This window comes from Fictibacillus arsenicus (genome assembly GCF_001642935.1).
GTDB classification, from domain to species: domain Bacteria; phylum Bacillota; class Bacilli; order Bacillales; family Fictibacillaceae; genus Fictibacillus; species Fictibacillus arsenicus_B.
Map to the genome: position 1 here is coordinate 4,025,474 of NZ_CP016761.1, position 23,892 is coordinate 4,049,365.

At 40.7% G+C, this 23,892-nt stretch carries 23 protein-coding genes; 8 read left to right on the forward strand and 15 right to left on the reverse strand.

The features are described from left to right. Positions 1 to 34: 34 nt before the first annotated feature. The 3 genes from ychF to ABE41_RS20315 all read right to left on the reverse strand — a co-directional run bounded on the left by ychF (position 35) and on the right by ABE41_RS20315 (position 2,451). Entirely contained in the window at positions 35 to 1,132 is a 1,098-nt protein-coding gene (gene ychF / locus ABE41_RS20305) for a redox-regulated ATPase YchF (protein ID WP_066294408.1), read from the reverse strand. A gap of 210 nt (positions 1,133 to 1,342) precedes the next feature. Next, positions 1,343 to 1,540 (reverse strand): DUF951 domain-containing protein, encoded by a 198-nt coding sequence (locus ABE41_RS20310; protein ID WP_066294410.1) that lies wholly within the window; start codon positions 1,538 to 1,540, stop codon positions 1,343 to 1,345. A 2-nt stretch (positions 1,541 to 1,542) separates the two neighbouring features. Beyond that, positions 1,543 to 2,451, reverse strand: coding sequence for a mechanosensitive ion channel family protein (locus ABE41_RS20315; protein ID WP_066294412.1), 909 nt, complete (start codon positions 2,449 to 2,451; stop codon positions 1,543 to 1,545). 210 nt (positions 2,452 to 2,661) lie between these two features. On the opposite strand from ABE41_RS20315, the gene yyaC reads away from it, so the two are divergent. Beyond that, entirely contained in the window at positions 2,662 to 3,294 is a 633-nt protein-coding gene (gene yyaC / locus ABE41_RS20320) for a spore protease YyaC (protein WP_066294414.1), read from the forward strand. A gap of 41 nt (positions 3,295 to 3,335) precedes the next feature. Here the strand turns inward: yyaC and ABE41_RS20325 are convergent, their stop codons facing one another. The 12 genes from ABE41_RS20325 to rpmH form a co-directional block, all read right to left on the reverse strand. Further along, positions 3,336 to 4,070 (reverse strand): DUF554 domain-containing protein, encoded by a 735-nt coding sequence (locus ABE41_RS20325; protein ID WP_066294416.1) that lies wholly within the window; start codon positions 4,068 to 4,070, stop codon positions 3,336 to 3,338. Between the two features lie 364 nt (positions 4,071 to 4,434). Continuing rightward, entirely contained in the window at positions 4,435 to 5,265 is an 831-nt protein-coding gene (locus ABE41_RS20330; protein ID WP_066294418.1) for a ParB/RepB/Spo0J family partition protein, read from the reverse strand. Then, positions 5,246 to 6,019, reverse strand: coding sequence for a ParA family protein (locus ABE41_RS20335; protein WP_066294420.1), 774 nt, complete (start codon positions 6,017 to 6,019; stop codon positions 5,246 to 5,248). The genes ABE41_RS20330 and ABE41_RS20335 overlap by 20 nt, the downstream gene beginning before the upstream one ends. Positions 6,020 to 6,442: 423 nt before the next feature. Next, positions 6,443 to 7,306 (reverse strand): nucleoid occlusion protein, encoded by an 864-nt coding sequence (gene noc / locus ABE41_RS20340; RefSeq protein WP_066294422.1) that lies wholly within the window; start codon positions 7,304 to 7,306, stop codon positions 6,443 to 6,445. A 128-nt stretch (positions 7,307 to 7,434) separates the two neighbouring features. Next, on the reverse strand, positions 7,435 to 8,151 hold the full coding sequence (gene rsmG, locus ABE41_RS20345; RefSeq protein WP_066294425.1) for a 16S rRNA (guanine(527)-N(7))-methyltransferase RsmG: 717 nt from the start codon (positions 8,149 to 8,151) through the stop codon (positions 7,435 to 7,437). Between the two features lie 15 nt (positions 8,152 to 8,166). Then, entirely contained in the window at positions 8,167 to 10,053 is a 1,887-nt protein-coding gene (gene mnmG, locus ABE41_RS20350; RefSeq protein WP_066294428.1) for a tRNA uridine-5-carboxymethylaminomethyl(34) synthesis enzyme MnmG, read from the reverse strand. Positions 10,054 to 10,074: 21 nt separating this feature from the next. Then, positions 10,075 to 11,451 (reverse strand): tRNA uridine-5-carboxymethylaminomethyl(34) synthesis GTPase MnmE, encoded by a 1,377-nt coding sequence (mnmE, locus tag ABE41_RS20355; RefSeq protein ID WP_066294430.1) that lies wholly within the window; start codon positions 11,449 to 11,451, stop codon positions 10,075 to 10,077. Positions 11,452 to 11,633: 182 nt separating this feature from the next. Further along, complete coding sequence (gene jag / locus ABE41_RS20360; RefSeq protein WP_066294436.1) at positions 11,634 to 12,266, reverse strand: RNA-binding cell elongation regulator Jag/EloR; 633 nt, start codon at positions 12,264 to 12,266, stop codon at positions 11,634 to 11,636. Further along, the gene (gene spoIIIJ / locus ABE41_RS20365) at positions 12,263 to 13,033 is read right to left on the reverse strand and encodes a YidC family membrane integrase SpoIIIJ (protein WP_066294438.1); all 771 of its coding nucleotides are present in this window, start codon (positions 13,031 to 13,033) and stop codon (positions 12,263 to 12,265) included. Before spoIIIJ ends, jag begins: the two co-directional genes overlap by 4 nt. A gap of 37 nt (positions 13,034 to 13,070) precedes the next feature. After that, positions 13,071 to 13,298, reverse strand: a complete 228-nt coding sequence (gene yidD, locus ABE41_RS20840) for a membrane protein insertion efficiency factor YidD (RefSeq protein WP_077361018.1) — start codon at positions 13,296 to 13,298, stop codon at positions 13,071 to 13,073. A 3-nt stretch (positions 13,299 to 13,301) separates the two neighbouring features. Then, a complete protein-coding gene (rnpA, locus tag ABE41_RS20370) occupies positions 13,302 to 13,649 on the reverse strand; it encodes a ribonuclease P protein component (protein ID WP_066294439.1) in 348 nt (115 codons plus the stop codon). A 186-nt stretch (positions 13,650 to 13,835) separates the two neighbouring features. Continuing rightward, positions 13,836 to 13,970 (reverse strand): 50S ribosomal protein L34, encoded by a 135-nt coding sequence (rpmH, locus tag ABE41_RS20375; protein ID WP_007201576.1) that lies wholly within the window; start codon positions 13,968 to 13,970, stop codon positions 13,836 to 13,838. A gap of 614 nt (positions 13,971 to 14,584) precedes the next feature. On the opposite strand from rpmH, the gene dnaA reads away from it, so the two are divergent. The 7 genes from dnaA (at position 14,585) to gyrA (ending at position 23,870) form a co-directional block, all read left to right on the forward strand. Beyond that, positions 14,585 to 15,940: a chromosomal replication initiator protein DnaA gene (dnaA, locus tag ABE41_RS20380; RefSeq protein ID WP_066294441.1), complete on the forward strand. Its 1,356-nt coding sequence runs from the start codon at positions 14,585 to 14,587 to the stop codon at positions 15,938 to 15,940. Positions 15,941 to 16,111: 171 nt separating this feature from the next. Beyond that, positions 16,112 to 17,254 carry a DNA polymerase III subunit beta gene (gene dnaN, locus ABE41_RS20385; protein ID WP_066294443.1) on the forward strand — a complete coding sequence of 381 codons (1,143 nt, stop codon included), beginning with the start codon at positions 16,112 to 16,114 and terminating at the stop codon, positions 17,252 to 17,254. A gap of 318 nt (positions 17,255 to 17,572) precedes the next feature. Next, on the forward strand, positions 17,573 to 17,788 hold the full coding sequence (gene yaaA / locus ABE41_RS20390; protein ID WP_066294444.1) for a S4 domain-containing protein YaaA: 216 nt from the start codon (positions 17,573 to 17,575) through the stop codon (positions 17,786 to 17,788). 11 nt (positions 17,789 to 17,799) lie between these two features. Then, positions 17,800 to 18,921 carry a DNA replication/repair protein RecF gene (recF, locus tag ABE41_RS20395; protein WP_066294447.1) on the forward strand — a complete coding sequence of 374 codons (1,122 nt, stop codon included), beginning with the start codon at positions 17,800 to 17,802 and terminating at the stop codon, positions 18,919 to 18,921. Between the two features lie 10 nt (positions 18,922 to 18,931). Further along, positions 18,932 to 19,201 (forward strand): extracellular matrix regulator RemB, encoded by a 270-nt coding sequence (remB, locus tag ABE41_RS20400; RefSeq protein ID WP_066294449.1) that lies wholly within the window; start codon positions 18,932 to 18,934, stop codon positions 19,199 to 19,201. A gap of 32 nt (positions 19,202 to 19,233) precedes the next feature. After that, positions 19,234 to 21,180 carry a DNA topoisomerase (ATP-hydrolyzing) subunit B gene (gene gyrB / locus ABE41_RS20405; protein ID WP_083207908.1) on the forward strand — a complete coding sequence of 649 codons (1,947 nt, stop codon included), beginning with the start codon at positions 19,234 to 19,236 and terminating at the stop codon, positions 21,178 to 21,180. Positions 21,181 to 21,326: 146 nt separating this feature from the next. After that, positions 21,327 to 23,870: a DNA gyrase subunit A gene (gyrA, locus tag ABE41_RS20410; protein ID WP_066294454.1), complete on the forward strand. Its 2,544-nt coding sequence runs from the start codon at positions 21,327 to 21,329 to the stop codon at positions 23,868 to 23,870. Positions 23,871 to 23,892: the final 22 nt, after the last annotated feature.

A 23,892-nucleotide genomic window follows, 5' to 3' on the forward strand; every position in this document is an offset into this window, starting at 1 on the left:
GAGCGGAAATCAACACTTTCTAAAGCCTTTTTTATTAAACATTAAAACGGAAATGAACAACATCTCCATCTTTCATCTCGTATTCTTTACCTTCTAGACGAACTTTCCCTTTTTCTTTAGCAGCAGCCATGTTGCCTGCAGCCATAAGGTCGTCATAAGCTACAACCTCTGCACGGATAAATCCTCTTTCAAAGTCAGTATGGATGATTCCAGCACATGCAGGAGCTTTCATTCCTTTACGGAACGTCCAGGCACGTACTTCCTGTACACCTGCTGTAAAGTAAGTTGCTAACCCTAATAGTGAATAAGAAGCACGAATCAGCTTATCAAGTCCCGCTTCTTCAATACCAAGCTCACCAAGGAATGCCATTTTTTCATCCCCATCAAGCTCAGCGATCTCTTCTTCAACTTTTGCACAGATCACAATAACTTCCGCATTTTCACGAGCAGCATATTCTTTTACCGCTTCAACGTGCTCGTTTGTTCCTTCAAGAAGCTCATCTTCACTAACATTTGCGACATATAAGATCGGCTTCATTGTCAGCAAGTGCATCGCATGAACAATCTTTTTCTCTTCAGCTGTTAAGTCCACACTTCTTGCAGGAAGCTCTTGCATTAGTGCTTCTTTAACTTTTGAAAGAACAGCAAATTCAGCTACCGCTTCTTTGTCCTTCGATTTTGCCAATTTCTCAACACGTGCAATGCGCTTATCGATAGACTCTAAATCAGCAAAGATTAACTCAAGGTTAATAACTTCAATATCATCGATCGGATTTACTTTTCCGTGAACGTGTGTGATGTTTTCATCATCAAAACAGCGAACAACTTGTAAAATTGCATCTGTTTGACGGATATGGGATAAGAATTTGTTTCCAAGTCCTTCCCCTTTACTTGCCCCTTTTACGATACCTGCAATATCGGTAAATTCAAAAGTTGTCGGAACAACTTTTTTAGGCTGCACAAGTTCCGTTAACTTTTGAAGTCTGTGATCCGGTACTTCTACGATCCCTACGTTAGGGTCGATCGTACAGAATGGATAGTTGGCAGATTCCGCACCTGCCTGAGTAATAGCGTTAAACAATGTTGATTTACCAACGTTCGGCAAACCAACGATTCCAGTTGTAAGAGCCACTGTTATTTCACTCCTCTGTTTTATATGAAGCTCGGGAAGCCGAGACTTTTCAGTTAAAAAAATATCCTTCCCAATTATAGGTTTTATCACTTTAAAAAACAAGAAGAACCGGGACATGATATACCCGGTTCATTGTCTGCTGATTTTTTCAAATCAACCTTACAATCATAAAATGTACTTTCTTCCAGAAGACGGACCCTTTCCAATACTTTACTCTCCTGGTGATGCTAATACTTTCTTTATTTTCTTCGCAAATTCGGATCTAGGCAGCATTACACTGTGCTGACAACCCATACACTTAATCCGGATATCTGCACCCATGCGAATAACCTTCCATCGATTCGTTCCACATGGGTGCTGTTTCTTCATTTCTACTTCATCATGAAGGTAAAATTCTTTTTGCTGCATTGTCAGCCCTCCATTTTGTTCTTGTTTTCTTTCGAATTTGCCTCTTTATGATACGTGACCATTTTCGGATATGGAATTTCGATACCCGCTTTTTCTAGTTCAAGTTTTAATGTTTTTCTAAGCTCTCTTGCTATCTTAAAATGAGTCATCGGGAGTACTTCAGACGTTACACGAATGATCACTTCAGAAGCCCCGAGCATTTGAACGCCGAGCACTTCAGGATCTTTCACCATTTCAGGATAATCAGGTTTTACTCGTTTAACAACATCTTCAATGATTCTTTGTGCTTTATCGATATCTTCTTCATACGCAATGCTTAAATCGACTACGGCAATGCTGTTATGAACGGAAAAGTTTGTTACTTCTGTGATAGACGAATTCGGCAGGATATGCAATTCTCCTGTCCAGCTCTTAATTTTTGTTGTCCGAAGACCAATTTCTTCTACCGTTCCTTCAAAACTAGCAATCCGTACCGTATCCCCGACAGAAAACTGATTTTCAAAAATGATAAAAAACCCTGTAATGATATCTCTTACGAGGTTTTGAGCACCAAAACCGATTGCGAGGCCTAAAACCCCTGCTCCTGCCAGTATGCCTCTGACATCCATAAATTCACCTAATATCGCTAAGATGGCTATAAAATATATCACATAAGTAGCTACGTTATTTAAGAGCCTAAACAATGTGTTTTCTCTTTTTTCACTAAGCCGTAAAGGCGATTTTAATCTGACCTTAAAAATATTAGCGACTGCAGCTTTAATGATGTATTTAAAGATGACTGCAATAACGATGATTGCTACAATTTTCAGTCCGGTAGCACCAATCCCAGCCCACCATTCTTTATCTGAAAATATAGTAACTGCTTGTTCTGCTGTTTTAGGTAAATCTGTACCTGCCAATGAAGTCTCCATCCTCTCATTGATTATGAAATTATTTAATCAGCTTTTACATAGAATTACAATGTCATTCATAGAAAAGCGGTATGAAAAATTTATTCGGTTACGAGCATGGCTTAAACGGGTATAGTCCATAAACAAAAGTCTGATTATTCTATTCTACCATGTATAGGAAAAGGAATTCTTCCGTATACTAAGTAGTACCATAATAAAGGAGAGGATGTCATGTTCCTCAAACGGAAGCTAGGACTAGGTAAACCCATTCAATATAAATTGCACCACGAAGAAAAGGAAGCCACACTAAGAATTACAGAACAAATTTTACCTATGCTTCCGGAATCGAGCCGCCAGCCAGTCGTTATCGTATGCATTGGTACAGACAGATCAACCGGCGACGCACTTGGCCCCCTTGTTGGCACTAAGCTATACAATAAAGATACTTTTCCCTTTCATGTGTATGGAACCCTGGATGATCCCGTTCATGCGGTGAATCTCGAAGAAAAACTTAAAATGATTGAAGCTGAACATCCAGGAGCATTTATCATTGGAATTGATGCTTGTCTGGGACGGTTGAATCATGTTGGAATGGTTTCCATTAATGAAGGTCCTGTCAAACCTGGAGCAGGAGTGAACAAACAGCTTCCGCCTGTCGGAGATATGCATATTACCGGAATTGTAAACGTGAGCGGTTTTATGGAATATTTCGTTCTGCAGAATACGAGACTCAGCATCGTAATGAAAATGGCCGATTTAATTGCAGACTCGCTGCACATGGCTTGCCTGAGAAAAAAAATTCAGCAAAAAAACATGATGCACCAAACAGAATCTCGTTCACAAGACATCTATAAAATTCAATAAGAAACAAAGCCGCTCATATCGATTGATACCAGCGGCTTTTCTTATAGAATTCCCTGTGAAAAAGCTAGAATGCTATCCCATTTTTCTACAATAAAAACAAGTATCCCTGCGATTAAAAGTCCAGGAAGCAGGTTAGCTACCCGGATTTTTGCTACTCCGAGCAAGTTCAGACCTATTGCGACGATCATAATTCCACCTGTGCCAGTAATTTCAACAATCAGCGCGTCCATGAGCTCTTGTGGCACAAACCGGTCGATTTGTGTGGCTAATAACGTAATGGCACCCTGATATAAGACAACCGGGATCGCAGAGAACATCACACCTATGCCAAGTGCTGAAGTAAATAAAATGGCACAGAATCCGTCAATCAAAGCCTTTGTGTAAAGGACATCATGTTCTTGTCTCAATCCACTGTCTAAAGCGCCGACAATAGACATTGCTCCAACAACGAAAACGAGTGTAGCTGTAACAAACCCTGTTGCAACAGATCCTTTATCCTGTTTGCCCACTTTTGTCTCCAGCCATTTCCCAACTGAGTTCAGTTTTTCTTCAAGATTCCACCACTCGCCTAACGCTCCTCCAACAGCCAGGCTGGCGATTACGATAAGAAATTGTTCGCTTTTAAGCCCCATGCCTATTCCTAAAATCGTGACTGCTAGTGCCATTGCCTGAAGAATGGTGTCTTTTATTCGATCTGGTATAGCTGTCCAAAATAAACCTAAAAAGCTTCCAGAGATGATTGCGATACCGTTAACCAATGTTCCTAAAAGTGACATATCTTTTATCTCCTATCCAAGTAGACCTTCGATGATTTCCCTATAGCTCTGATCTTTACTTCTTCGGTATAACCGAAGCTGATCCGCAGAGTTCCTTCATTGTTTTTATTTGTCCGGCTGCTTCGTAAATATGACAGACTTAGCAGACTTACAGCCAAAGATGGAAGGAATCTCATATCCTGCATCAGTTACAACTGTCGAGGCTTTTTTGACAAGAAACAGCCGCTCCGTTCAAGAGTTTCCTATGTAACCGGATGTACAACAGGTTCGATGTTCAAATATTCTCCCTCTTTGTAGGTTGAGAGAACTACTTTTCAGATAACCCATAGTGTAAAAAAGAAACCACCTCATCGATGGTTTCATGCTACTTTTCTAATAGATCTAAAATCCGTTCTAAATCATCCTGAGAAAAGAATTCTATTTCAATTTTCCCTTTGCGTTTAGACTTTTTGATAGAAACGCTCGTACCAAAACGATCTCGTAATGATGATTCTTTCTCTTTAAAAAACACGTCCGTTTGTGCAGTTTTCTTTTTTGTTCCACGTGAAACATTCATATTGATGTCTTGAATGAGCTTCTCGAGTTGTCTTACATTTAAACCGTCATCTGTAATCCGCTGAACAACCTGCTGCATTTTTGATTTCTTCTTAAGTCCGAGTAATGCACGGCCGTGTCCCATCGTAATCATGCCATTGGACAAAAGCTCTAAAACGGGTTTTGGCAGCTGCAAGAGACGGATATGGTTCGCAATATGCGGACGGCTTTTTCCGACTCTGGAAGCCAGTTCTTCTTGTGTAAGTTTAAGATGGTCTATTAGCTTCTGGTAAGCCTGAGCCTCTTCCACAGGATTTAAGTCTTCCCGCTGAAGGTTTTCGATCAGCGCTACTTCCATCATTTTTTCTTCTGAATAATCTTTTATGATAACCGGAATATTCTTAAGTCCTGCTTCTGATGCAGCTCGGAACCTTCGTTCTCCAAGGATAATCTCATAGCCCTTTATGCTTTTTCTAGCCAAGATCGGCTGCAGTATTCCATGTTCCTGAATCGATTCCTTCAGCTCGTCAATCGCTTTTTGGTCGAAAACTTTTCGGGGCTGATACGGATTCGGCCTGAGCTCTTTTACACTGACTTCTTGGACTTGTTCTTCTTCATTTTGTATTAACGCTCCAAGCCCTTTACCTAACCCTTTCGCCAATGCCAATCACTTCCTTCGCAAAATCTAAATAAACATCTGCACCCCGGGATTTCGGATCATAAATAATAATCGGTTTTCCATGACTTGGCGCTTCTGATAGTCTAACATTTCTTGGTATGATCGTTTCATACACTTTATCTTGGAAATACTTTTTCACTTCTTCGATTACTTGAATGCCTAAATTCGTTCGTGCATCAAGCATTGTAAGCAATACACCGTCAATCATAAGATCAGTATTTAAATGCTTTTGCACAAGACGTACCGTGTTTAACAGCTGGCTAAGCCCTTCAAGTGCGTAATATTCACATTGAACCGGTATTATGACAGATTCTGATGCCGTTAAAGAGTTGATCGTAAGCAGACCAAGAGATGGAGGACAATCGATAATGATATAATCATAAATCGGACTTACCTTCTCTAATGCTCTTTTTAATCTGACTTCTCGAGAGATAGTCGGTACAAGTTCGATCTCCGCTCCTGCCAGCTGGATAGTAGAAGGGAGAATATGTAATCCTTCACAGATCGTTTCCACAATTACATCTTTAACTTCCACATCCTCAACTAAGACATTGTAGATACATTGATCAATATCTCCTTTGTCTACTCCTACACCGCTTGTCGCGTTACCTTGAGGATCTATATCTACTAACAATACTTTTTTTCCGAAATATGCTAAGCATGCACCAAGGTTGACTGACGTAGTCGTTTTTCCGACTCCGCCTTTCTGGTTGGCTACTGCAATGATCTTCGCCACGTTGTCACCTACCTCACTTAATGAACAATCAATTATCTATTATTCTATCATGAAGATTTTAAAATAACTTATTGAAATAATAAAAAAAAGATTTTTTCTGAGGCATTATTTTTTAAATGTAAAATTTTTTTAGAAAGGCTGTTTGAGTAAACTTCGCTGCTCTTGGAAGTGGTTGATTTCCGTTTCAGGTGCTCGCTTTCCGCGGGGCGTGCGGTGAGCCTCCCTATCGCTTCGTGCTGGCGGGGTCTCACCTGTCCCGCTGATCCCGCAGGAGTCTCGCACCTTACACTCCAATCAACCTGTCAATGAAGATAATGAACAAAATAGGTAAAAGCAACAAGCTTTTAGAAAAAATCAGCACCGATATTTTTGAGGAAATAATACAAAAAACCACCAGCTTTAAACAGCTGATGGTTTTAACTCTTAATTTTTAGGAATTCGAATGGTAAACTGATAGAATTCTTCGTGCTCTTCTTCTTCCGTATCAATAGAAAGTCCGCTTTGAACGACCATATCTACTGATTGTCTTACCGTATTGATGGCAAGGCGCATATCCTTGCTGTATGACTTGCGGCGTGCTTGAGGTTTTTTCTCTGCCGTTTCAGACTCTATCATTTTTTTCACTCGGTCTTCCGTCTGTTTAACATTCAATTGCTTTTCAAGAATCTCCGCTAGGACCAGTTCCATTTTTTCTGGCGTCTTTAAGACAATTAAAGCCCTGGCGTGGCGTTCTGTAATCTTCTTTTGCAAGAGAGCATCTTGAATGGATTGCGGAAGCTTTAATAATCTAAGCTTATTTGCAATCGTTGACTGGCCTTTGCCTAGCTTTTGCGCCAGTCCTTCTTGTGTAAGTCCATGTAATTCCAGCAGCTTCGCGTAGGCCATTGCTTCTTCAATCGCCGTTAATTCTTCCCGCTGAAGGTTTTCAATAAGAGCTACAGATGCTGTTTGTGAATCGTCCATTTCCTTTACAATAGCCGGTATCTTCTCCCAGCCAAGTTTCTGGACAGCTCTCCATCTGCGTTCTCCCGCAATCAGTTCATATTGGTTTTCTCCAATGCCGCGAACAACAATAGGCTGAATGATGCCGTGAGTTTCGATGGTTTGTGATAATTCTTCAATTCGTTCATCTATAAAAACCGTTCTGGGCTGAAACCGGTTTGGAATAATATGCTGAACCGGAATTTGAAGTACTTCTTCGTTGTCGTTTTTTTCAGCTGGTTCTGGATCTAATGTCTGCTGGCTCTTTTCGCCGATGCCGAATAAACGTGAAAAAGGATGCTTCATGCGAATACACCACCTTTTGTAATCTGCCTGTTAATCTATTTCGTCCCACTAGTCCTAAAATCCTGCAAGTCTGTAAAAATCTTTCTTTTATGTAACACCTGTGTTTCACGTGAAACACAGGAGGTTTTTTATTGTATCGGCGACTTGTTAGGAGTTCCAGGTTTACGCGGAAATTTCTTAGGCGTCTCATTAACTTTTTCGATAATGACAATGTTTCGTTCGCTTTCTTCGATCGGAAGCAAGAAAGAATGAACATCTTCAATCTTTCCTCCCAAAAGTTTAACCGCTTTTTCGCCGTCTTTTACCTCTTCAGTAAGGTTTGCACCTTTCATCCCTAAAAAGTGTCCGCCTTTTTTTACAAGCGGCAGGCAAAACTCAGATAAAACAGAAAGTCTGGCAACTGCTCTTGCCATAACAAGATCAAACTGCTGCCTGAATTCTGGTCTGTGAGCAAATGTCTCGGCACGATCATGGTACATTGAAACATTCTCTAATCCAAGTTCATTTACAACATGCTCTAAGAACCCAATTCGTTTATTCAAAGAGTCCACAACCGTTAACTTGATCTCAGGAAAACAAATTTTGAGCGGAATAGCAGGAAAACCAGCACCTGCTCCAACATCACATACAGTAATGTCCTGATTAAAATTAAAATAAAACGCGGCTGTAACAGAATCATAAAAATGCTTTAAATACACTTCTTCTTTTTCTGTAATTGCCGTTAAATTCATTTTTTCATTCCATTCAACAAGCAAATGAAAATATTTTTCGAATTGTGATAGCTGCTTTTCTGATAACTCAATTCCCTTTTCATTTAGGGAAGCTTGAAACATCTCGATATTCATTTGTTGCGTTCCCCCTTAACGGGCAATCTTAGCCAATTTGCCTTGTTCAAGGTAAATCAACAGAATAGAAATGTCTGCTGGGTTTACCCCGGATACTCGTGATGCCTGTCCTACAGAAAGCGGACGTACTTCGTGCAGCTTTTGCTTAGCTTCTGTTGCTAATCCGTTTATCGCCATATAATCAAGGTCAACAGGCAGTTTCTTGTTTTCCATCTTGCGCATTCTTTCTACCTGTGCGAGCTGTTTATCAATATAACCAGCATACTTCACTTGGATTTCAACCTGCTCTGAAACAGTTTCGCTTAGAGGTGCTTCGGCAGGTGCTAATCTTTGGATCACAGGATAGGTTACTTCTGGACGTTTAAGCAGGTTTGCAGCAGTCATCGGTTCTTTTAGCGCTGAAGACTGAGCCTCTGCAAGAACTTGCTGAACCTCTTCAGATGGTTTAATGGAAACATGTTCTAAACGCTCAATTTCCTTCGCAATCTGTGCTTTTTTCTCCTCAAAGCGTTCGTACCGTTCTTGCGGTATCAGTCCGATTTCAAAACCTTTTTTCGTTAATCGGAGATCAGCGTTGTCGTGTCTTAATAAAAGACGGTATTCAGCTCTCGATGTTAAAAGTCTGTATGGTTCATTCGTACCTTTAGTAATCAGATCATCGATCAGTACACCAATATAAGCTTCCGAACGATCAAGAATCAGCGGTTCTTTACCCTTTACTTTTAATGCAGCGTTAATACCTGCCATAAGCCCTTGTCCCGCTGCTTCTTCATAGCCGCTTGTACCGTTCAGCTGCCCTGCAGTAAACAAGCCGCTCACTTTCTTTGTTTCAAGTGATGGCCATAGCTGTGTAGGAACAATTGCATCATATTCTATCGCGTAGCCTGCACGCATAAGTTCAGCTTTTTCAAGACCAGGAATAGTAGCAAGAATTTTCTTCTGTACATCTTCAGGCAAACTAGTAGATAAGCCTTGCACATATACTTCCTCAGTGTTTCTTCCCTCTGGCTCTAAGAAAATCTGATGCCGCGGCTTGTCATTGAAACGGACAATTTTATCTTCAATTGACGGACAATATCTAGGACCTGTTCCTTCGATCATTCCAGAATACATCGGTGAACGGTGAAGGTTGCCGTTGATCAGCTGATGTGTTTCATCCCCCGTGTAAGTCAGCCAGCAAGGAAGCTGATCTGTAATGTATTCTGTTGTTTCATATGAAAAAGCTCTGGGAACATCGTCTCCAGGCTGTATTTCCGCCTTGGAATAATCAATCGTTTTGCTGTTTACACGCGGCGGAGTACCTGTTTTGAAACGAACCATATCAAATCCAAGTTCCTGCAGATGATACGATAAGTTAATAGAAGGCGCCATATTGTTTGGACCGCTCTCATAAGCGAGTTCACCTATGATGATCTTTCCTCTTAAATAAGTACCCGTTGTTAATACAACAGCTTTTGCCTCATATTCTGCCCCTGTCTTCGTAATAACACCTTTACAAACGCCGTCTTCCATAATGAGGCGTTCAACCATCCCTTGACGCAATGTAAGATTTTCAGTATTCTCCATTGTTTTCTTCATTTCATGTTGATACAGATATTTATCTGCCTGAGCACGCAGTGCACGTACCGCAGGACCTTTACCAGTATTCAGCATCCGCATTTGAATATGCGTCTTATCAATGTTCCGAGCCATTTCGCCGCCAAGTGCATCCACTTCGCGCACTACAATCCCTTTTGCTGGTCCGCCGACAGACGGATTGCAGGGCATATAGGCTACGGTATCTAAATTTAACGTCAGACAAAGTGTTTTCGCACCCATACGAGCTGAGGCGAGAGCCGCTTCAACACCTGCATGGCCAGCGCCAACGACAATAACGTCAAAAATGTCTGCTTTATATCCCATGTGTTCTTACCTCCTTCTTTTTTATTTTCCGAGACAAAATTGAGAGAAAAGCTGGTCGATCAAGCTTTCTGAAACGGTATCCCCTACAATTTCACCAAGTATCTCCCATGCTCTTGTTATATCAATCTGAACCATATCAATCGGAAGGTCAGCTTCAATGCCGCCCAATGCTTCGTCAATATGATGAATGGTCTGCTGCAGCAATGCAATGTGTCTTGAGTTTGATACGTAAGTAAGATCTTGTGCTTCGATTCCGCCTGCAAAAAATAGATTCGCTATCGCTTGTTCTAGTTCATCTATTCCCTCCTCTTTAACTAATGATGTAGCAATAACAGGTGAACCTTCCGCTAAAACTTTAACTTGATCAATATCCAGATTTGTTTCTAAATCTGTTTTATTTATGATTACAATCTTATCGAGCCCAGCGGCTGCACGGAATAAGTTTTCATCCTCATTGGACAGCGGTTCATTTCCGTTTAAAACGAGCAGGATCAAATCTGCTTCTTTTAACACTTTGCGTGACTTTTCAACACCGATCTTTTCAACGATATCTTCTGTTTCGCGGATACCTGCTGTATCTACAAGCCTTAAAGGGACACCTCTTACATTGACATACTCTTCTATAACATCCCTTGTTGTCCCAGCTATATCTGTAACAATGGCTTTGTTTTCATGAACTAACGCGTTCATTAACGAAGATTTCCCTACGTTCGGACGTCCAATAATAGCCGTAGATAAACCTTCACGAAGAATTTTCCCTTGCTGAGCTGTCTGCAAAATGGATTCTACTTCTTTTTTTACCGTTAAAAGATTGTTATTTAATAAAGAATGCGTCATTTCTTCAGCATCGTATTCTGGGTAATCAATATTTACTTCAACATGGGCAATGGTTTCTAAAAGTGTTTGTCTTAGTCTGCTGACTAAAGATGAAAGGCGGCCTTCCATCTGATTAAGAGCAACATTCATGGCCCGGTCTGTTTTCGCTCTGATCAAGTCCATAACTGCTTCCGCTTGTGACAAATCGATTCGTCCGTTCAAAAAAGCACGCTTTGTAAACTCTCCTGGTTCTGCCAGACGTGCTCCCTGCTGCAAAATGAGCTGAAGCACCCGGTTAACAGAAACTAATCCGCCGTGACAGTTAATCTCCACAACATCCTCACGCGTAAAAGTTCGCGGAGCTCTCATCACACTTACCATGACTTCCTCTACAGCCTGGTTCGTTTTCGGATCAACCAGTTTACCGTAATGAATCGTGTGAGTGTCGGCTTCTTCAAGCATTTTAGAACCTTTATAAACACGGTCAGCGATCGACACCGCTTCCGGACCGCTAAGACGAACGATTGCAATTGCCCCTTCACCCATCGGGGTTGAAATAGCTGTAATTGTATCGTATTCCATTAATTTCACCTCAACTTCCCTATAAAACGCTCTATATATTTATCATTTAGTATGACCTATAATGGCTGCTGTGATAATTGGTAGTTAAAAAAGGACATAAATATCCACAATAAAAAATAGTGTACCGTATTATGTGCCCGCAGTAAATAAAAAGCCCCAGAGGAATACCCTCTGAAGCTTCATTATCTTTTAATTGTATTCTTAGGACGGATAACCACTTTTCGAAATGGCTCAACCCCTTCAGAAGTTGTTTCAACATCCCGGTTTTCTTTGAGTGCTAAGTGAATCACTTTTCGTTCATTAGCAGGCATCGGTTCAAGCGCGAAGCTCTTTTTTGTAATGAACACTTTTTGAGCGGAATGCTCAGCAAGACGTTCCAGCGATTCCTGCCGTCTGGTACGATAATTTTCAGCATCAAGAACAATTTTCACATGCTTAGCTTCTGGATCTGAGTTTGCAACCATATTCGTTAAAAGCTGAAGCGCATTTAGCGTTTGTCCGCGTTTTCCAATTAAAATCGCAATTTTTTCACCGGTTAAATCAAGCACTAGATGATCGTTTTCCTGCCGCTGAGAAATGGTAACGGGCACCCCCATCTTGGATGTTACATCCTGAAGGTATTCGATCGCGGTTTTAACAGGATCAGCTTTCACTGTTACTTCAACAACTGCCGGCTTCCCGCCGAGTCCAAAAAAACCTTTTTTGGAATCCTCAAGAATTTTCACTTCTACTTGTTCTTTTGAAGTCTGAAGTTGTTCTAGTGCTGCTGCTACTGCTTCTTCAACCGTTTTCCCTGTTACCTGTACCTTTTTCACTTTTTAGCTCCCCCATCAACTTGATTTTCTTTCTTTTTCATTGGGGTCGTAATGAAATATGTTTGTGCAATCATGAAGATGTTACCGATCACCCAATATAAAGATAATGCAGCTGGGAAATTAATCGCAAATACAACGATCATGACTGGCATGATGTATAAAAGCATCTTCATTTGCGGATTTGGGTTATCCATTCCGCCCATCATGATTTTTTGCTGCAAGAATGTTGTAAGACCTGCAACTATCGGCAAAATAAAATAAGGGTCTGGATCTCCTAGATCAAACCAAAGGAAATTGTGATTAGCAATTTCTTCTGTACGCATGATTGCATGGTAGAAACCTAAAAGAATAGGCATCTGGATAAGTAATGGTAAACATCCGGCTAATGGATTTACACCATTCTTTTGGAATAGTGCCATTGTTTCCTGCTGCAATTTTTGCTGTGTGTTAGCATCTTTTGATTTATACTTTTCACGCAGTTTTTGAATTTCAGGCTGAATTTCCTGCATCGCTTTAGAACTCTTAGTTTGCTTTATCATTAAAGGAAGCAAAGCCGTTCTAATCAATAAAGTAACAATAATGATAGCTAGTCCATAATTTTCACCAGTCAGATCTGCAAAATATGTGATCAGCCATGATAATGGATAAACAAAATACGTGTCCCAAATTCCCGTGCTGTCTTCTGTGACAGGATCCATCGTTCCACATCCTGATAGGACAGCCATGAGTGCGAAAAGGGCAATGATTAAACCTATTTTCTTGCGCACACTCTTATCCTCCTTAAAATCATAAATCTCATCTCAATTATTTATTGTCTCTTTTTTCAGGCACGAGGTCAACGCCCCCGGGATGAAAAGGATGACACTTCAGAATTCTAATAACCGTCAGCCAAAGTCCTTTTATTGCACCATGCTGCCTGAAAGCTTCTATACCGTAATGCGAACAAGTCGGATAAAAGCGGCATGAAGGCGGAGTCATCGGAGAGATCCACCGCTGGTAAAAACGTATAATCCCTATAAATAAGGATTTCACTTCTTACACCCTCTTTTTAAGTACGTTCGCTCGGTTTAATACGTGGAGTAAACTTTTTTCAATTTCATGAAAATCCATATTCGCTGTCGGTATTCTCGCAATAACAACATAATCCCTGCCTGGCAGCAATTGTTCGCTGTATTTATGAAAAATCTCTTTAACCGAGCGCTTGATGCGATTTCGCGTAACAGCTTTTCCTACCTTTTTACTGACAGAAAGACCAATACGGAAAACCTCTTGATCTTCTTTTTTTAAGCTGTATATAACAAATTGGCGATTAGCCGTTGATTTTCCTTTTTTGAAGACTTCTTGAAATTCCTCATTTTTTTTGATGCGCTGCTCTTTCTTCATTCCATTTAACACTCCATCAATTTAAGCAATCTCATTCCATTGTCCTGCGATCTCTTCCAGTATCGGTTTAATTTAGTTTTGTAAAACATCGTTTAGACAAAAACTGAATTATTCGTACTAAAAGATACGAAACGGAGTGAGCGGATAGGTCTATAAAAGTAAAAAAAGACCACTGATGTCAGTGGCCTATGCGGATAACACTTTTCTTCCCTTTTGACGACGGCGAGCTAGAACTTTACGACCGTTCTTAGTAGCCATACGTGCACGGAAACCATGTACCTTCTTACGCTTACGGTTGTTCGGTTGAAATGTAGGTTTCATGTATATTACACCTCCCTGAGGATATCTCTTATAAAAGACAGTCTAATAAAGTATAATGACTCACCACTTCATTTGTCAAGGTGGTTTTTACTTTTAATAAATGTTAGACGTTTCTCTCCGATCTTCTCTCTATTCTACAACCTTTTACTCAAACCGCATTTTTCATTTTTTATCTTCCTGTGGACATTTTTTTCGACATGTTTTTCATTATCCACACCAATTATCGACATCTTTTACACAAAATCTTGTGTTGTGGACAACTTCTTTACACAAGGTATGGGCGTTGTGGATAAGTAACAATAATCCGTTGCCAAGCTTACTTTTTTTTGATATGCTTGTTGTGTTTTAACTCGTTAATAACATCTCAGCTATACAAAGTTATTCACATGCTGTGGATAAAGTTGTGGACAGTTTAAATTCACTGTTTAAAAGGTTGTCCACAAACACTGTATGGCTGTTTATAATCCTATTATCTACTATATTAATTATCATTCACATATCATGTGGACTTTTATTTTTATGCATAGGTATTCACTGCATGTACAAACCTTAAACAACAGGGAAAACGACTGCTGAAATAGGATGACTAAAAAGAGATAAGGGGGGTAAATTGGTTGGAAAACATTAATGACCTATGGTCCAAAGCACTTGCGGCTATAGAAAAAAAAGTTAGTAAGCCCAGCTTTGAAACCTGGTTAAAATCAACAACAGCCCATGCATTGCAAAATGATACGCTTGTCATCACAGCACCTAATGAATTTGCGCGTGATTGGCTGGAATCAAGGTATGCTGGCATTATTTCGGAAACCTTGCTGGACGTTACTGGTGCGGCATTAGATGTAAAGTTCATCATTCCACAAAATCAGTCAGATTTAGATTTAGACTTGGAGCTGTCGATGAAAAAAGCACCAAAAGCGCCAAATGAACCTCACGAAGAAGTTTCTCAAAGTATGCTTAATCCAAAGTACACGTTCGACCGGTTTGTAATCGGTTCTGGAAACCGCTTTGCGCATGCTGCATCACTAGCTGTAGCAGAAGCACCGGCGAAAGCATACAATCCGCTATTTATTTATGGTGGAGTCGGGTTAGGAAAAACGCATTTGATGCATGCGATCGGACATTATGTACTGGAACATAATCCAGGGGCAAAAGTTGTTTATTTGTCATCAGAAAAATTTACAAATGAATTCATAAATTCTATTCGAGATAATAAAACAGTTGAATTTCGCAATAAGTTCCGCAGTGTGGACGTGCTTCTTATAGATGATATTCAATTCCTTGCGGGAAAAGAACAGACGCAAGAGGAATTTTTCCATACATTCAATGCACTACATGAAGAAAGCAAACAGATTGTAATCTCAAGTGACCGTCCTCCAAAGGAAATTCCTACATTAGAGGACAGACTCCGTTCACGTTTTGAATGGGGATTGATAACGGATATTACGCCGCCAGATCTGGAAACAAGGATTGCAATTCTGCGAAAAAAGGCGAAAGCTGAAGGTCTTGATATTCCAAATGAAGTTATGCTTTATATCGCAAATCAAATCGATACAAACATTCGTGAACTTGAAGGTGCACTTATACGTGTTGTAGCTTATTCTTCTTTAATTAATCAAGATATGAACGCAGATTTGGCTGCAGAAGCACTGCGTGATATCATACCGTCAGCAAAACCAAGGACTCTTACCATTCATCATATACAAGAAGTAGTCGGCAAACATTATAACGTTAAGCTCGAAGATTTCACGGCGAAAAAGAGAACAAAATCAGTTGCTTTTCCAAGACAGATCGCTATGTATCTTTCACGTGAGCTAACTGATAACTCACTTCCTAAAATCGGGGAAGAATTTGGTGGCCGTGATCATACAACTGTTCTTCATGCACATGAAAAGATTTCAAGATTGCTTATTACAGATCAAGTGCTGCAAAAGAAAGTACAAGAAATTCATGATCAGTTAAAATCGATCTAAATAGCAACCTTGAATACTGTGAATAACTACTGTTGCTTTATACACAGTCTGTCCACATGTGGATAGGCTGTTCTATCTTTGTTTGAACGGGTTATCCACACATTCACAGCGCCTAGTACTATTACTACTATTTTTTTAAAAGATTTTAATTAATATCAGGGGGGTAAAACAATGAAAGTTAAGATTCAATTAAACCAATTGATTGAAGCAGTTCAGGATGTCATGAAAGCCGTCTCATCACGAACAACAATTCCGATTTTAACGGGAATAAAAATGGAAGTGACTTATGACGGAGTGCACTTAACTGGTAGTGATTCTGATATTTCCATTGAACGATTGATACCGACTGAAGAAGGAGATCTTGTACATATTGAGGTAAAGCAAGAAGGAAGTGTTGTTCTTCCAGCACGCTATTTCTCTGAAATCGTTAAAAAGCTGCCAAATGATTCAGTAGAGATCGAAGTTGGAGAGCGTTTCGAAACAACTCTTCGCTCAGGTGCATCTGAATTCAGCTTATTGGGACTCGATCCTGAAGAATATCCGCGTTTGCCGCAGATTGAAGAAAATCTTGTTTTTGAAATTCAAAGCGATCTGCTTAAAGCAATGATCCGTCAAACTGTCTTTGCGGTGTCCACCTCAGAAACACGCCCGATCTTAACTGGTGTCAACTGGACATTATCTGATGGGTTGCTTAACTGTATTGCAACAGACAGCCACAGATTAGCAGAGCGTAAAATGCCAATTGATTCACAAGCAGAAGAGTTATCTTTCCAAAACGTAGTTATTCCAGGAAAGAGCTTGAATGAACTTTCTAAAATTCTTGATGAATCTGCAGAGAAAGTTCAAATTGTTGTTACGAACAATCAGATTTTATTTAAAGCAAAGAATATTTTATTGTTCTCCCGCTTATTGGATGGAAACTACCCAGACACTTCAAAGCTGATTCCATCTGAAAGCAAAACAACATTTGTTTTAAAAACAAAAGAGTTTTTGCAAGCGATCGACCGAGCTTCTTTATTAGCAAGAGAAGGAAGAAACAATGTTGTTAAACTAGCAACACTGGACAACAAAACGATCGAACTATCATCGAACTCGCCTGAGATCGGTAAAGTTTTTGAACATATGATCGCTGAAGACATTGAAGGGGAAGAACTTAAAATTTCTTTCAATGCAAAGTATGTGATGGAGGCGCTTAAGGTTATGGACTGTTCTGAAATCAGCATTCTTTTCACAGGTGCTATGCGTCCATTCCTTATCCAGCCTGTCTCAGATGACACTATCCGCCAGTTAATCCTGCCGGTAAGAACTTACTAAAATATTAAGCTGCCGGATGACCGGCGGCTTTCTTTTCTTTTTCTAAGAGACTCGTTTTTTGGGGATACTAGTAAGAACGATAACGATCTTTTCTAAAAAATTGTTGCTTTTAGTCATTTTTATTCATTCTCATCACTGACAGGTTGATCGGAGTGCAAGGTGCGAGACTCCTGGGGGATCAATGGGGACAGGTGAGACTCCTGAAAGTGCAAAGCGCTTAGGAGGCTCACCGCACACCCCCCGGAAAGCGAGCATCCTGGAACGGAAATCAGCCACTTTCAAGAGCAACATTGATTATAAAAGCAGGAGGTTTTTGAAATGGAAAGCGTAAAGATCAATACAGAATTTATAACGCTTCAACAGCTGCTGAAAACAACCGATGTCATCCAATCGGGCGGCATGGTAAAATGGTATTTAGCAGAACATGAAGTTCTTGTGAACGGAGAACATGAAACACGCCGGGGGAAAAAACTATATGCGGGTGATGTCGTGTCCATTCCAGATATAGGAGAGTTCAAGGTAACAACGGAATAGGGGGTATCCCTTTGCATATTGAAGAGCTTTATCTGAGGAACTACCGGAACTATAAAGATCAGTCTTTAAGATTTGAAAATAAGGTCAATGTTTTCCTTGGAGAAAATGCCCAGGGTAAAACGAATGTCATGGAATCGATCTATGTTTTGGCCATGGCGAGGTCTTATCGGACGTCAAAAGATAAAGAGTTAATAACTTGGGACGAAGAATATGCTAAAATAGAGGGTAGCATCAAAAAGAAAAACAGTTCTTTTGATTTGAGCCTCGTCATATCACAAAAAGGAAAAAAAGCGAAAATCAGCCGCATTGAACAGCGACGCTTAACAGATTACGTCGGACATTTTAATGTGGTCATGTTTGCACCTGAGGATTTAAATCTTGTAAAAGGCAGTCCGCAGGTGCGTCGTCGTTTTATTGACATGGAGATTGGCCAGGTAAACGCTGTTTATTTGAACGATTTATCTGTGTATCAAAAGATCCTGTCTCAGCGAAATTCTCTTTTAAGAGACATGTATCGAAATAAAAGCACCGAAAATATGACGATGCTTGAGATATTAACAGAACAGCTTATAGATAAAGCGGCAAGAATTACAATGAAACGCATGAAATACATGGAGAAGCTGCAAGGATGGGCAGAACCGATTCACCATGGCATATCGAGAGGGCTCGAAAGCTTAAAAATTCATTACAAACCTGCCGTAGAGGTATGCGATGAACCCGATTTGTCGAAAATGATAGAAGCGTTTCATTCGAAATTTGGTAAAATAAAAGAAAAAGAGATTGAACGGGGTACATCATTATTTGGACCCCATCGGGATGATCTGCTGTTTTCGGTAAATGGGAAAGATGTACAAACATTCGGTTCTCAAGGACAGCAGCGCACGACAGCTCTTTCACTGAAGCTCGCCGAAATCGATTTAATTCATTCAGAAGTTGGAGAATATCCTGTTCTGCTGCTGGATGATGTACTTTCTGAATTAGACGACTTCAGGCAATCTCATCTGTTAAATACCATCCAAGGGAAAGTTCAAACCTTTGTTACTACGACCAGTGTTGAAGGAATTCACCATGAAACATTGGAAAAGGCCGCAACCTATCAAGTTCATTCAGGCTCCATAGAACGTTTGAAATGAGGTGAGGGATTTGCTTTTGCATTTAGGTGATGAAGAAGTTATTCATTCTAAAGATGTACTAGCTATATTGGATATCAATGCGTTAAAGACTTCTGAGCTTGCGAAGGAATTTCTTAAAAAGCATGAAAAGAATCAGACATTGACCGATTTGAGCGGGAATGCTGCAAAATCCGTAATTATTACTGACAAAACGATTTATTTGTCTCCCCTTTCTGCCTCTACGTTAAAAAAGAGAGCCTCTGATCGCCTCGAACTTGAAAATGGCTGGAATATAAAATAAAGGTTTTATAAATAAAGCGTTTTTAAACCGGAATGAAGGTGAACCAATTGACGACTGAACAAAAGTTAGAGCATCAGCAAAATTATGATGAAAGTAATATCCAGGTACTTGAGGGGCTAGAAGCTGTCCGTAAACGTCCTGGGATGTATATTGGTGCAACAAATGTACGCGGTTTGCACCATCTTGTATGGGAGATCGTTGATAATTCAATCGATGAAGCGCTAGCAGGATACTGTGATACGATTCGCATTACGATTGAAGAGGACAACAGCATCACTGTAGAAGATAATGGACGCGGTATTCCTGTTGGTATGCATGAAAAAATGGGAAGACCAGCGCTGGAAGTTATCATGACTGTCCTGCATGCCGGCGGTAAATTCGGCGGCGGCGGATATAAAGTATCCGGAGGTCTCCATGGTGTAGGTGCATCCGTAGTTAACGCGCTGTCCACAATGCTTGAGGTTACTGTATCCCGTGATGGGAAACTGCATTATCAATCATATGAGCGCGGTGTACCGACTGCAGACTTGAAAATTATCGGCGAAACAGATAAGACGGGTACACGCACACACTTTAAGCCAGACCCAGAAATTTTTACTGAATCATTAGAATATGATTTCCCGACTCTTTCTAATCGTATTCGTGAACTTGCTTACCTGAACCGTGGTCTTCGCATCATTGCAGAAGATAAACGCGGGGAAGAGCCTGAAGTGAAGGAATACCACTATGAGGGCGGTATTAAGTCATACGTTGAGCATATTAACCGTACTCGCGGAGTACTTCATGAAGAGCCGATTTTTGTTGAAGGTGAAAAAGATGGCATCTCAGTAGAAATCGCGTTCCAATACAATGACAGCTATGCAAGCAATATCTATTCTTTTGCGAACAACATCAACACACACGAAGGCGGAACGCACGAATCTGGTTTTAAAACAGCTCTCACTCGTGTGATCAACGATTACGGCCGAAAGAATAACTTGTTTAAAGACAATGACACGAACCTTACTGGTGAAGATGTTCGTGAAGGGTTAACAGCGATTATTTCGATCAAGCACCCGGATCCGCAGTTTGAAGGGCAGACGAAAACAAAGCTTGGAAACTCTGAAGCAAGACAGATCACTGAATCTATTTTTTCTGAGACGTTCTCATCTTTCATGCTTGAGAACCCGGTTGTAGCAAAGGCAATCGTTGAAAAAGGTATGATGGCGCTGCGTGCACGTGTTGCTGCGAAAAAAGCGCGTGAACTTACGCGCCGCAAGAGTGCATTAGAGGTTTCTTCATTACCGGGGAAACTGGCAGATTGCTCTTCTAAAGATGCAAGCATCTCTGAACTGTACGTGGTTGAGGGTGACTCTGCCGGCGGATCTGCAAAACAGGGACGTGACCGGCACTTCCAAGCGATCTTGCCTCTTCGCGGTAAAATTATTAACGTTGAAAAAGCAAGACTGGATAAGATTCTTTCAAATAACGAAGTCCGTGCAATTATCACGGCTTTAGGTACAGGTATCGGCGACGAATTTGATATTACAAAAGCCCGTTACCATAAAATCATTATCATGACCGATGCCGATGTCGATGGTGCGCATATTCGTACACTGCTTTTAACATTCTTTTTCCGCTATATGCGCCCGATCATTGAACACGGATATATTTATATCGCTCAGCCGCCGCTTTATAAAGTGCAGCAAGGAAAGCGTATAGAATATGCATACAATGATAAAGAACTTGAGAAATTATTGGCTGAACTTCCGCAAATTCCAAAGCCGCAGCTGCAGCGCTATAAGGGTCTTGGTGAGATGAATCCTACCCAGCTGTGGGAAACGACAATGGATCCGGAAACACGTACATTGCTTCAAGTTGAAATGAAAGATGCAATGGCTGCTGACGAAACGTTTGAGATCTTGATGGGAGATAAAGTAGAACCCCGCCGTGATTTCATTCAAGAAAACGCACAGTACGTAAAGAATTTAGATATTTAGTTAAGAATGTTTCAGCATTTATTTTTAGGTGCTGAAGCTGAACATAGAAAATGCTGAAGCTGGACTAGGTCCAGTTTCGGTTCGTTTAAAAGCCGAATTAGGGGCTTTAAAAACCTGTTTTTCAAGAGGTTATGGAGGTAAAACGAATGTCTGAAATGGAACGTTCCCGGGTTAAAGAAATAAATATTAGTACGGAAATGCGTACATCTTTCATGGATTATGCCATGAGCGTTATCGTCAGCCGTGCATTGCCAGATGTACGTGACGGATTAAAGCCTGTTCACCGGCGTATTCTTTATGCCATGAACGATCTTGGTATGACAGCGGACAAAGCTTATAAAAAGTCTGCACGTATCGTTGGTGAAGTAATCGGTAAGTATCACCCTCACGGCGACTCTGCTGTATACGATACGATGGTTCGTATGGCTCAGGATTTCAACTTCCGCCACATGCTGATCGATGGCCACGGTAACTTCGGTTCTGTCGACGGCGACGCTGCGGCAGCTATGCGTTATACTGAGGCGCGTATGTCGAAGATCGCCATGGAAATGGTGCGAGACATCAACAAAGACACAATTGGCTACAAAGATAACTATGATGGATCTGAACAAGAACCGGTTGTATTGCCTGCACGTTTCCCAAATTTGCTCGTTAATGGTGCTGCTGGAATCGCGGTTGGTATGGCAACGAATATTCCGCCGCATCATCTTGGAGAAGTAATTGACGGAGTTTTAGCAGTAAGTGAAAATCCAGACATCACAATCCCTGAACTGATGGAAATTATTCCAGGCCCTGATTTTCCTACCGCAGGGGAAATTTTAGGACGTGAAGGAATTCGCAAGGCTTATCAAACCGGAAGAGGTTCAATTATTATCCGTGCAAAAGCCGAAATCGATGAAATGCCTAGCGGAAAGCAAGCAATCATCGTTACGGAGCTTCCTTACCAAGTAAACAAAGCCCGTCTCATTGAAAAAATTGCTGAACTGGTTCGTGATAAAAAGATTGAAGGTATCACAGACCTGCGTGATGAATCTGACCGAAACGGTATGCGTATCGTGATGGAAGTCCGCCGTGATGCGAATGCAAATGTTATTTTAAATAATTTATATAAACAAACAGCTCTTCAGACAAGCTTTGGTATCAACATGCTTGCACTTGTTGACGGGCAGCCGAAAGTTCTTAATATTAAAGAATTTCTTTACCATTACCTGAAGCATCAGCAAGTGATCATTCGCCGCCGTACGGAGTTTGACCTTAAGAAGGCTGAAGCAAGAGCTCATATTTTAGAAGGTCTGCGTATCGCACTTGATCACTTGGATGAAGTAATCGCATTGATCCGTGGTTCCAGAACGACTGACGTTGCTCGTGAAGGATTAATGGAGAAGTTTGAATTAAGCTATGAGCAGTCTCAAGCAATTCTAGACATGCGTTTGCAGCGTTTAACAGGTTTAGAGCGTGACAAGATCGAAAACGAATATAGTGAATTGGTTGCTTTAATCGCTGAATTAAGAGCGATTTTAGCAGATGAAGAGAAGATTCTTGAGATCATCCGCACCGAACTTATTGAAGTTAAAGAAAAATATGATAACCCAAGACGTACCATTATTTCGGTCGGATTCAACAGCATCGAGGACGAAGATTTAATTCCGCGTTCGAATATCGTAATCACGCTGACGAACAAAGGCTATATTAAGCGCCTTCCAATTTCCACTTACCGTTCACAGCGACGCGGCGGTAAAGGGATTCAAGGAATGGGCACTAGTGAAGATGATTTTGTTGAACAGCTGTTTACAACAAATACTCATAACTACATTCTGTTCTTTACGAATAAGGGGAAAGCTTACCGCTTAAAAGGTTACGAGATTCCTGAGTACGGAAGAACAGCCAAAGGTATTCCGATCATCAACCTGCTGCAGATCGAGCAAGGTGAGACCATTTCAGCTGTTATCCCTGTTGAGGATATGGAAAGTGATGAAATTTACCTTAACTTTATGACGAAACAGGGAATAACGAAACGTTCTCCATTATCTGCATACAGCAATATCCGCAAAGGTGGTCTGTTTGCTATTAATCTTCGGGATGAAGATGAACTGATGGGTGTACGTTTAACAGACGGTACGAAAGACATTATTGTCGGTACAAAACAAGGAATGTCTATCCGTTACCAGGAAACAGACGTAAGATCTATGGGACGAACAGCTACAGGTGTTAAAGCTATTACTCTAGGTGAAGATGATGCAGTTGTTGGAATGGAAGTATTGGATGAGACACAAGACATCCTGATCGTTACAACAAGAGGTTACGGCAAGCGTACACCGATGAGTGAATACCGTCTGCAGTCACGCGGCGGTAAAGGGATTAAAACAGTTAATATCACTGAAAAGAATGGTCCTGTCGTTACCTTGAAGACTGTAACGGATGAAGAAGACTTGATGATTATTACAGCTAAAGGAATCATCATCCGAATGAACATCTCTGGCATTTCGACAATGGGCCGAAATACGCAAGGTGTAAGATTGATGTCTATGAATGACAGCAATCATGTTGCTACGGTTGCCGTAGTAGAACGAGAAGAAGAAACAGAAGATGAACTGTTAGATGAAAATGGTGAACCTATCGTAACTGAAGGGCAAGAATCGCCAGCTTCTGAGAATGAATCTGAAGAGAACAACGAAGAGAATAACGAATAATTTCTTAAAAGAGGAAAATGAG

Coding starts and splice junctions, on each gene's coding strand:
- ABE41_RS20310 (WP_066294410.1), bottom strand. CDS start 1,540: ATGCAGCAAAAAGAATTTTACCTTCATGATGAAGTAGAAATGAAGAAA.
- ABE41_RS20315 (WP_066294412.1), bottom strand. CDS start 2,451: ATGGAGACTTCATTGGCAGGTACAGATTTACCTAAAACAGCAGAACAA.
- yyaC (WP_066294414.1), top strand. CDS start 2,662: ATGTTCCTCAAACGGAAGCTAGGACTAGGTAAACCCATTCAATATAAA.
- ABE41_RS20325 (WP_066294416.1), bottom strand. CDS start 4,070: ATGTCACTTTTAGGAACATTGGTTAACGGTATCGCAATCATCTCTGGA.
- noc (WP_066294422.1), bottom strand. CDS start 7,306: ATGAAGCATCCTTTTTCACGTTTATTCGGCATCGGCGAAAAGAGCCAG.
- rsmG (WP_066294425.1), bottom strand. CDS start 8,151: ATGAATATCGAGATGTTTCAAGCTTCCCTAAATGAAAAGGGAATTGAG.
- mnmG (WP_066294428.1), bottom strand. CDS start 10,053: ATGGGATATAAAGCAGACATTTTTGACGTTATTGTCGTTGGCGCTGGC.
- mnmE (WP_066294430.1), bottom strand. CDS start 11,451: ATGGAATACGATACAATTACAGCTATTTCAACCCCGATGGGTGAAGGG.
- rnpA (WP_066294439.1), bottom strand. CDS start 13,649: ATGAAGAAAGAGCAGCGCATCAAAAAAAATGAGGAATTTCAAGAAGTC.
- rpmH (WP_007201576.1), bottom strand. CDS start 13,970: ATGAAACCTACATTTCAACCGAACAACCGTAAGCGTAAGAAGGTACAT.
- dnaN (WP_066294443.1), top strand. CDS start 16,112: ATGAAAGTTAAGATTCAATTAAACCAATTGATTGAAGCAGTTCAGGAT.
- yaaA (WP_066294444.1), top strand. CDS start 17,573: ATGGAAAGCGTAAAGATCAATACAGAATTTATAACGCTTCAACAGCTG.
- gyrB (WP_083207908.1), top strand. CDS start 19,234: ATGAAGGTGAACCAATTGACGACTGAACAAAAGTTAGAGCATCAGCAA.
- gyrA (WP_066294454.1), top strand. CDS start 21,327: ATGTCTGAAATGGAACGTTCCCGGGTTAAAGAAATAAATATTAGTACG.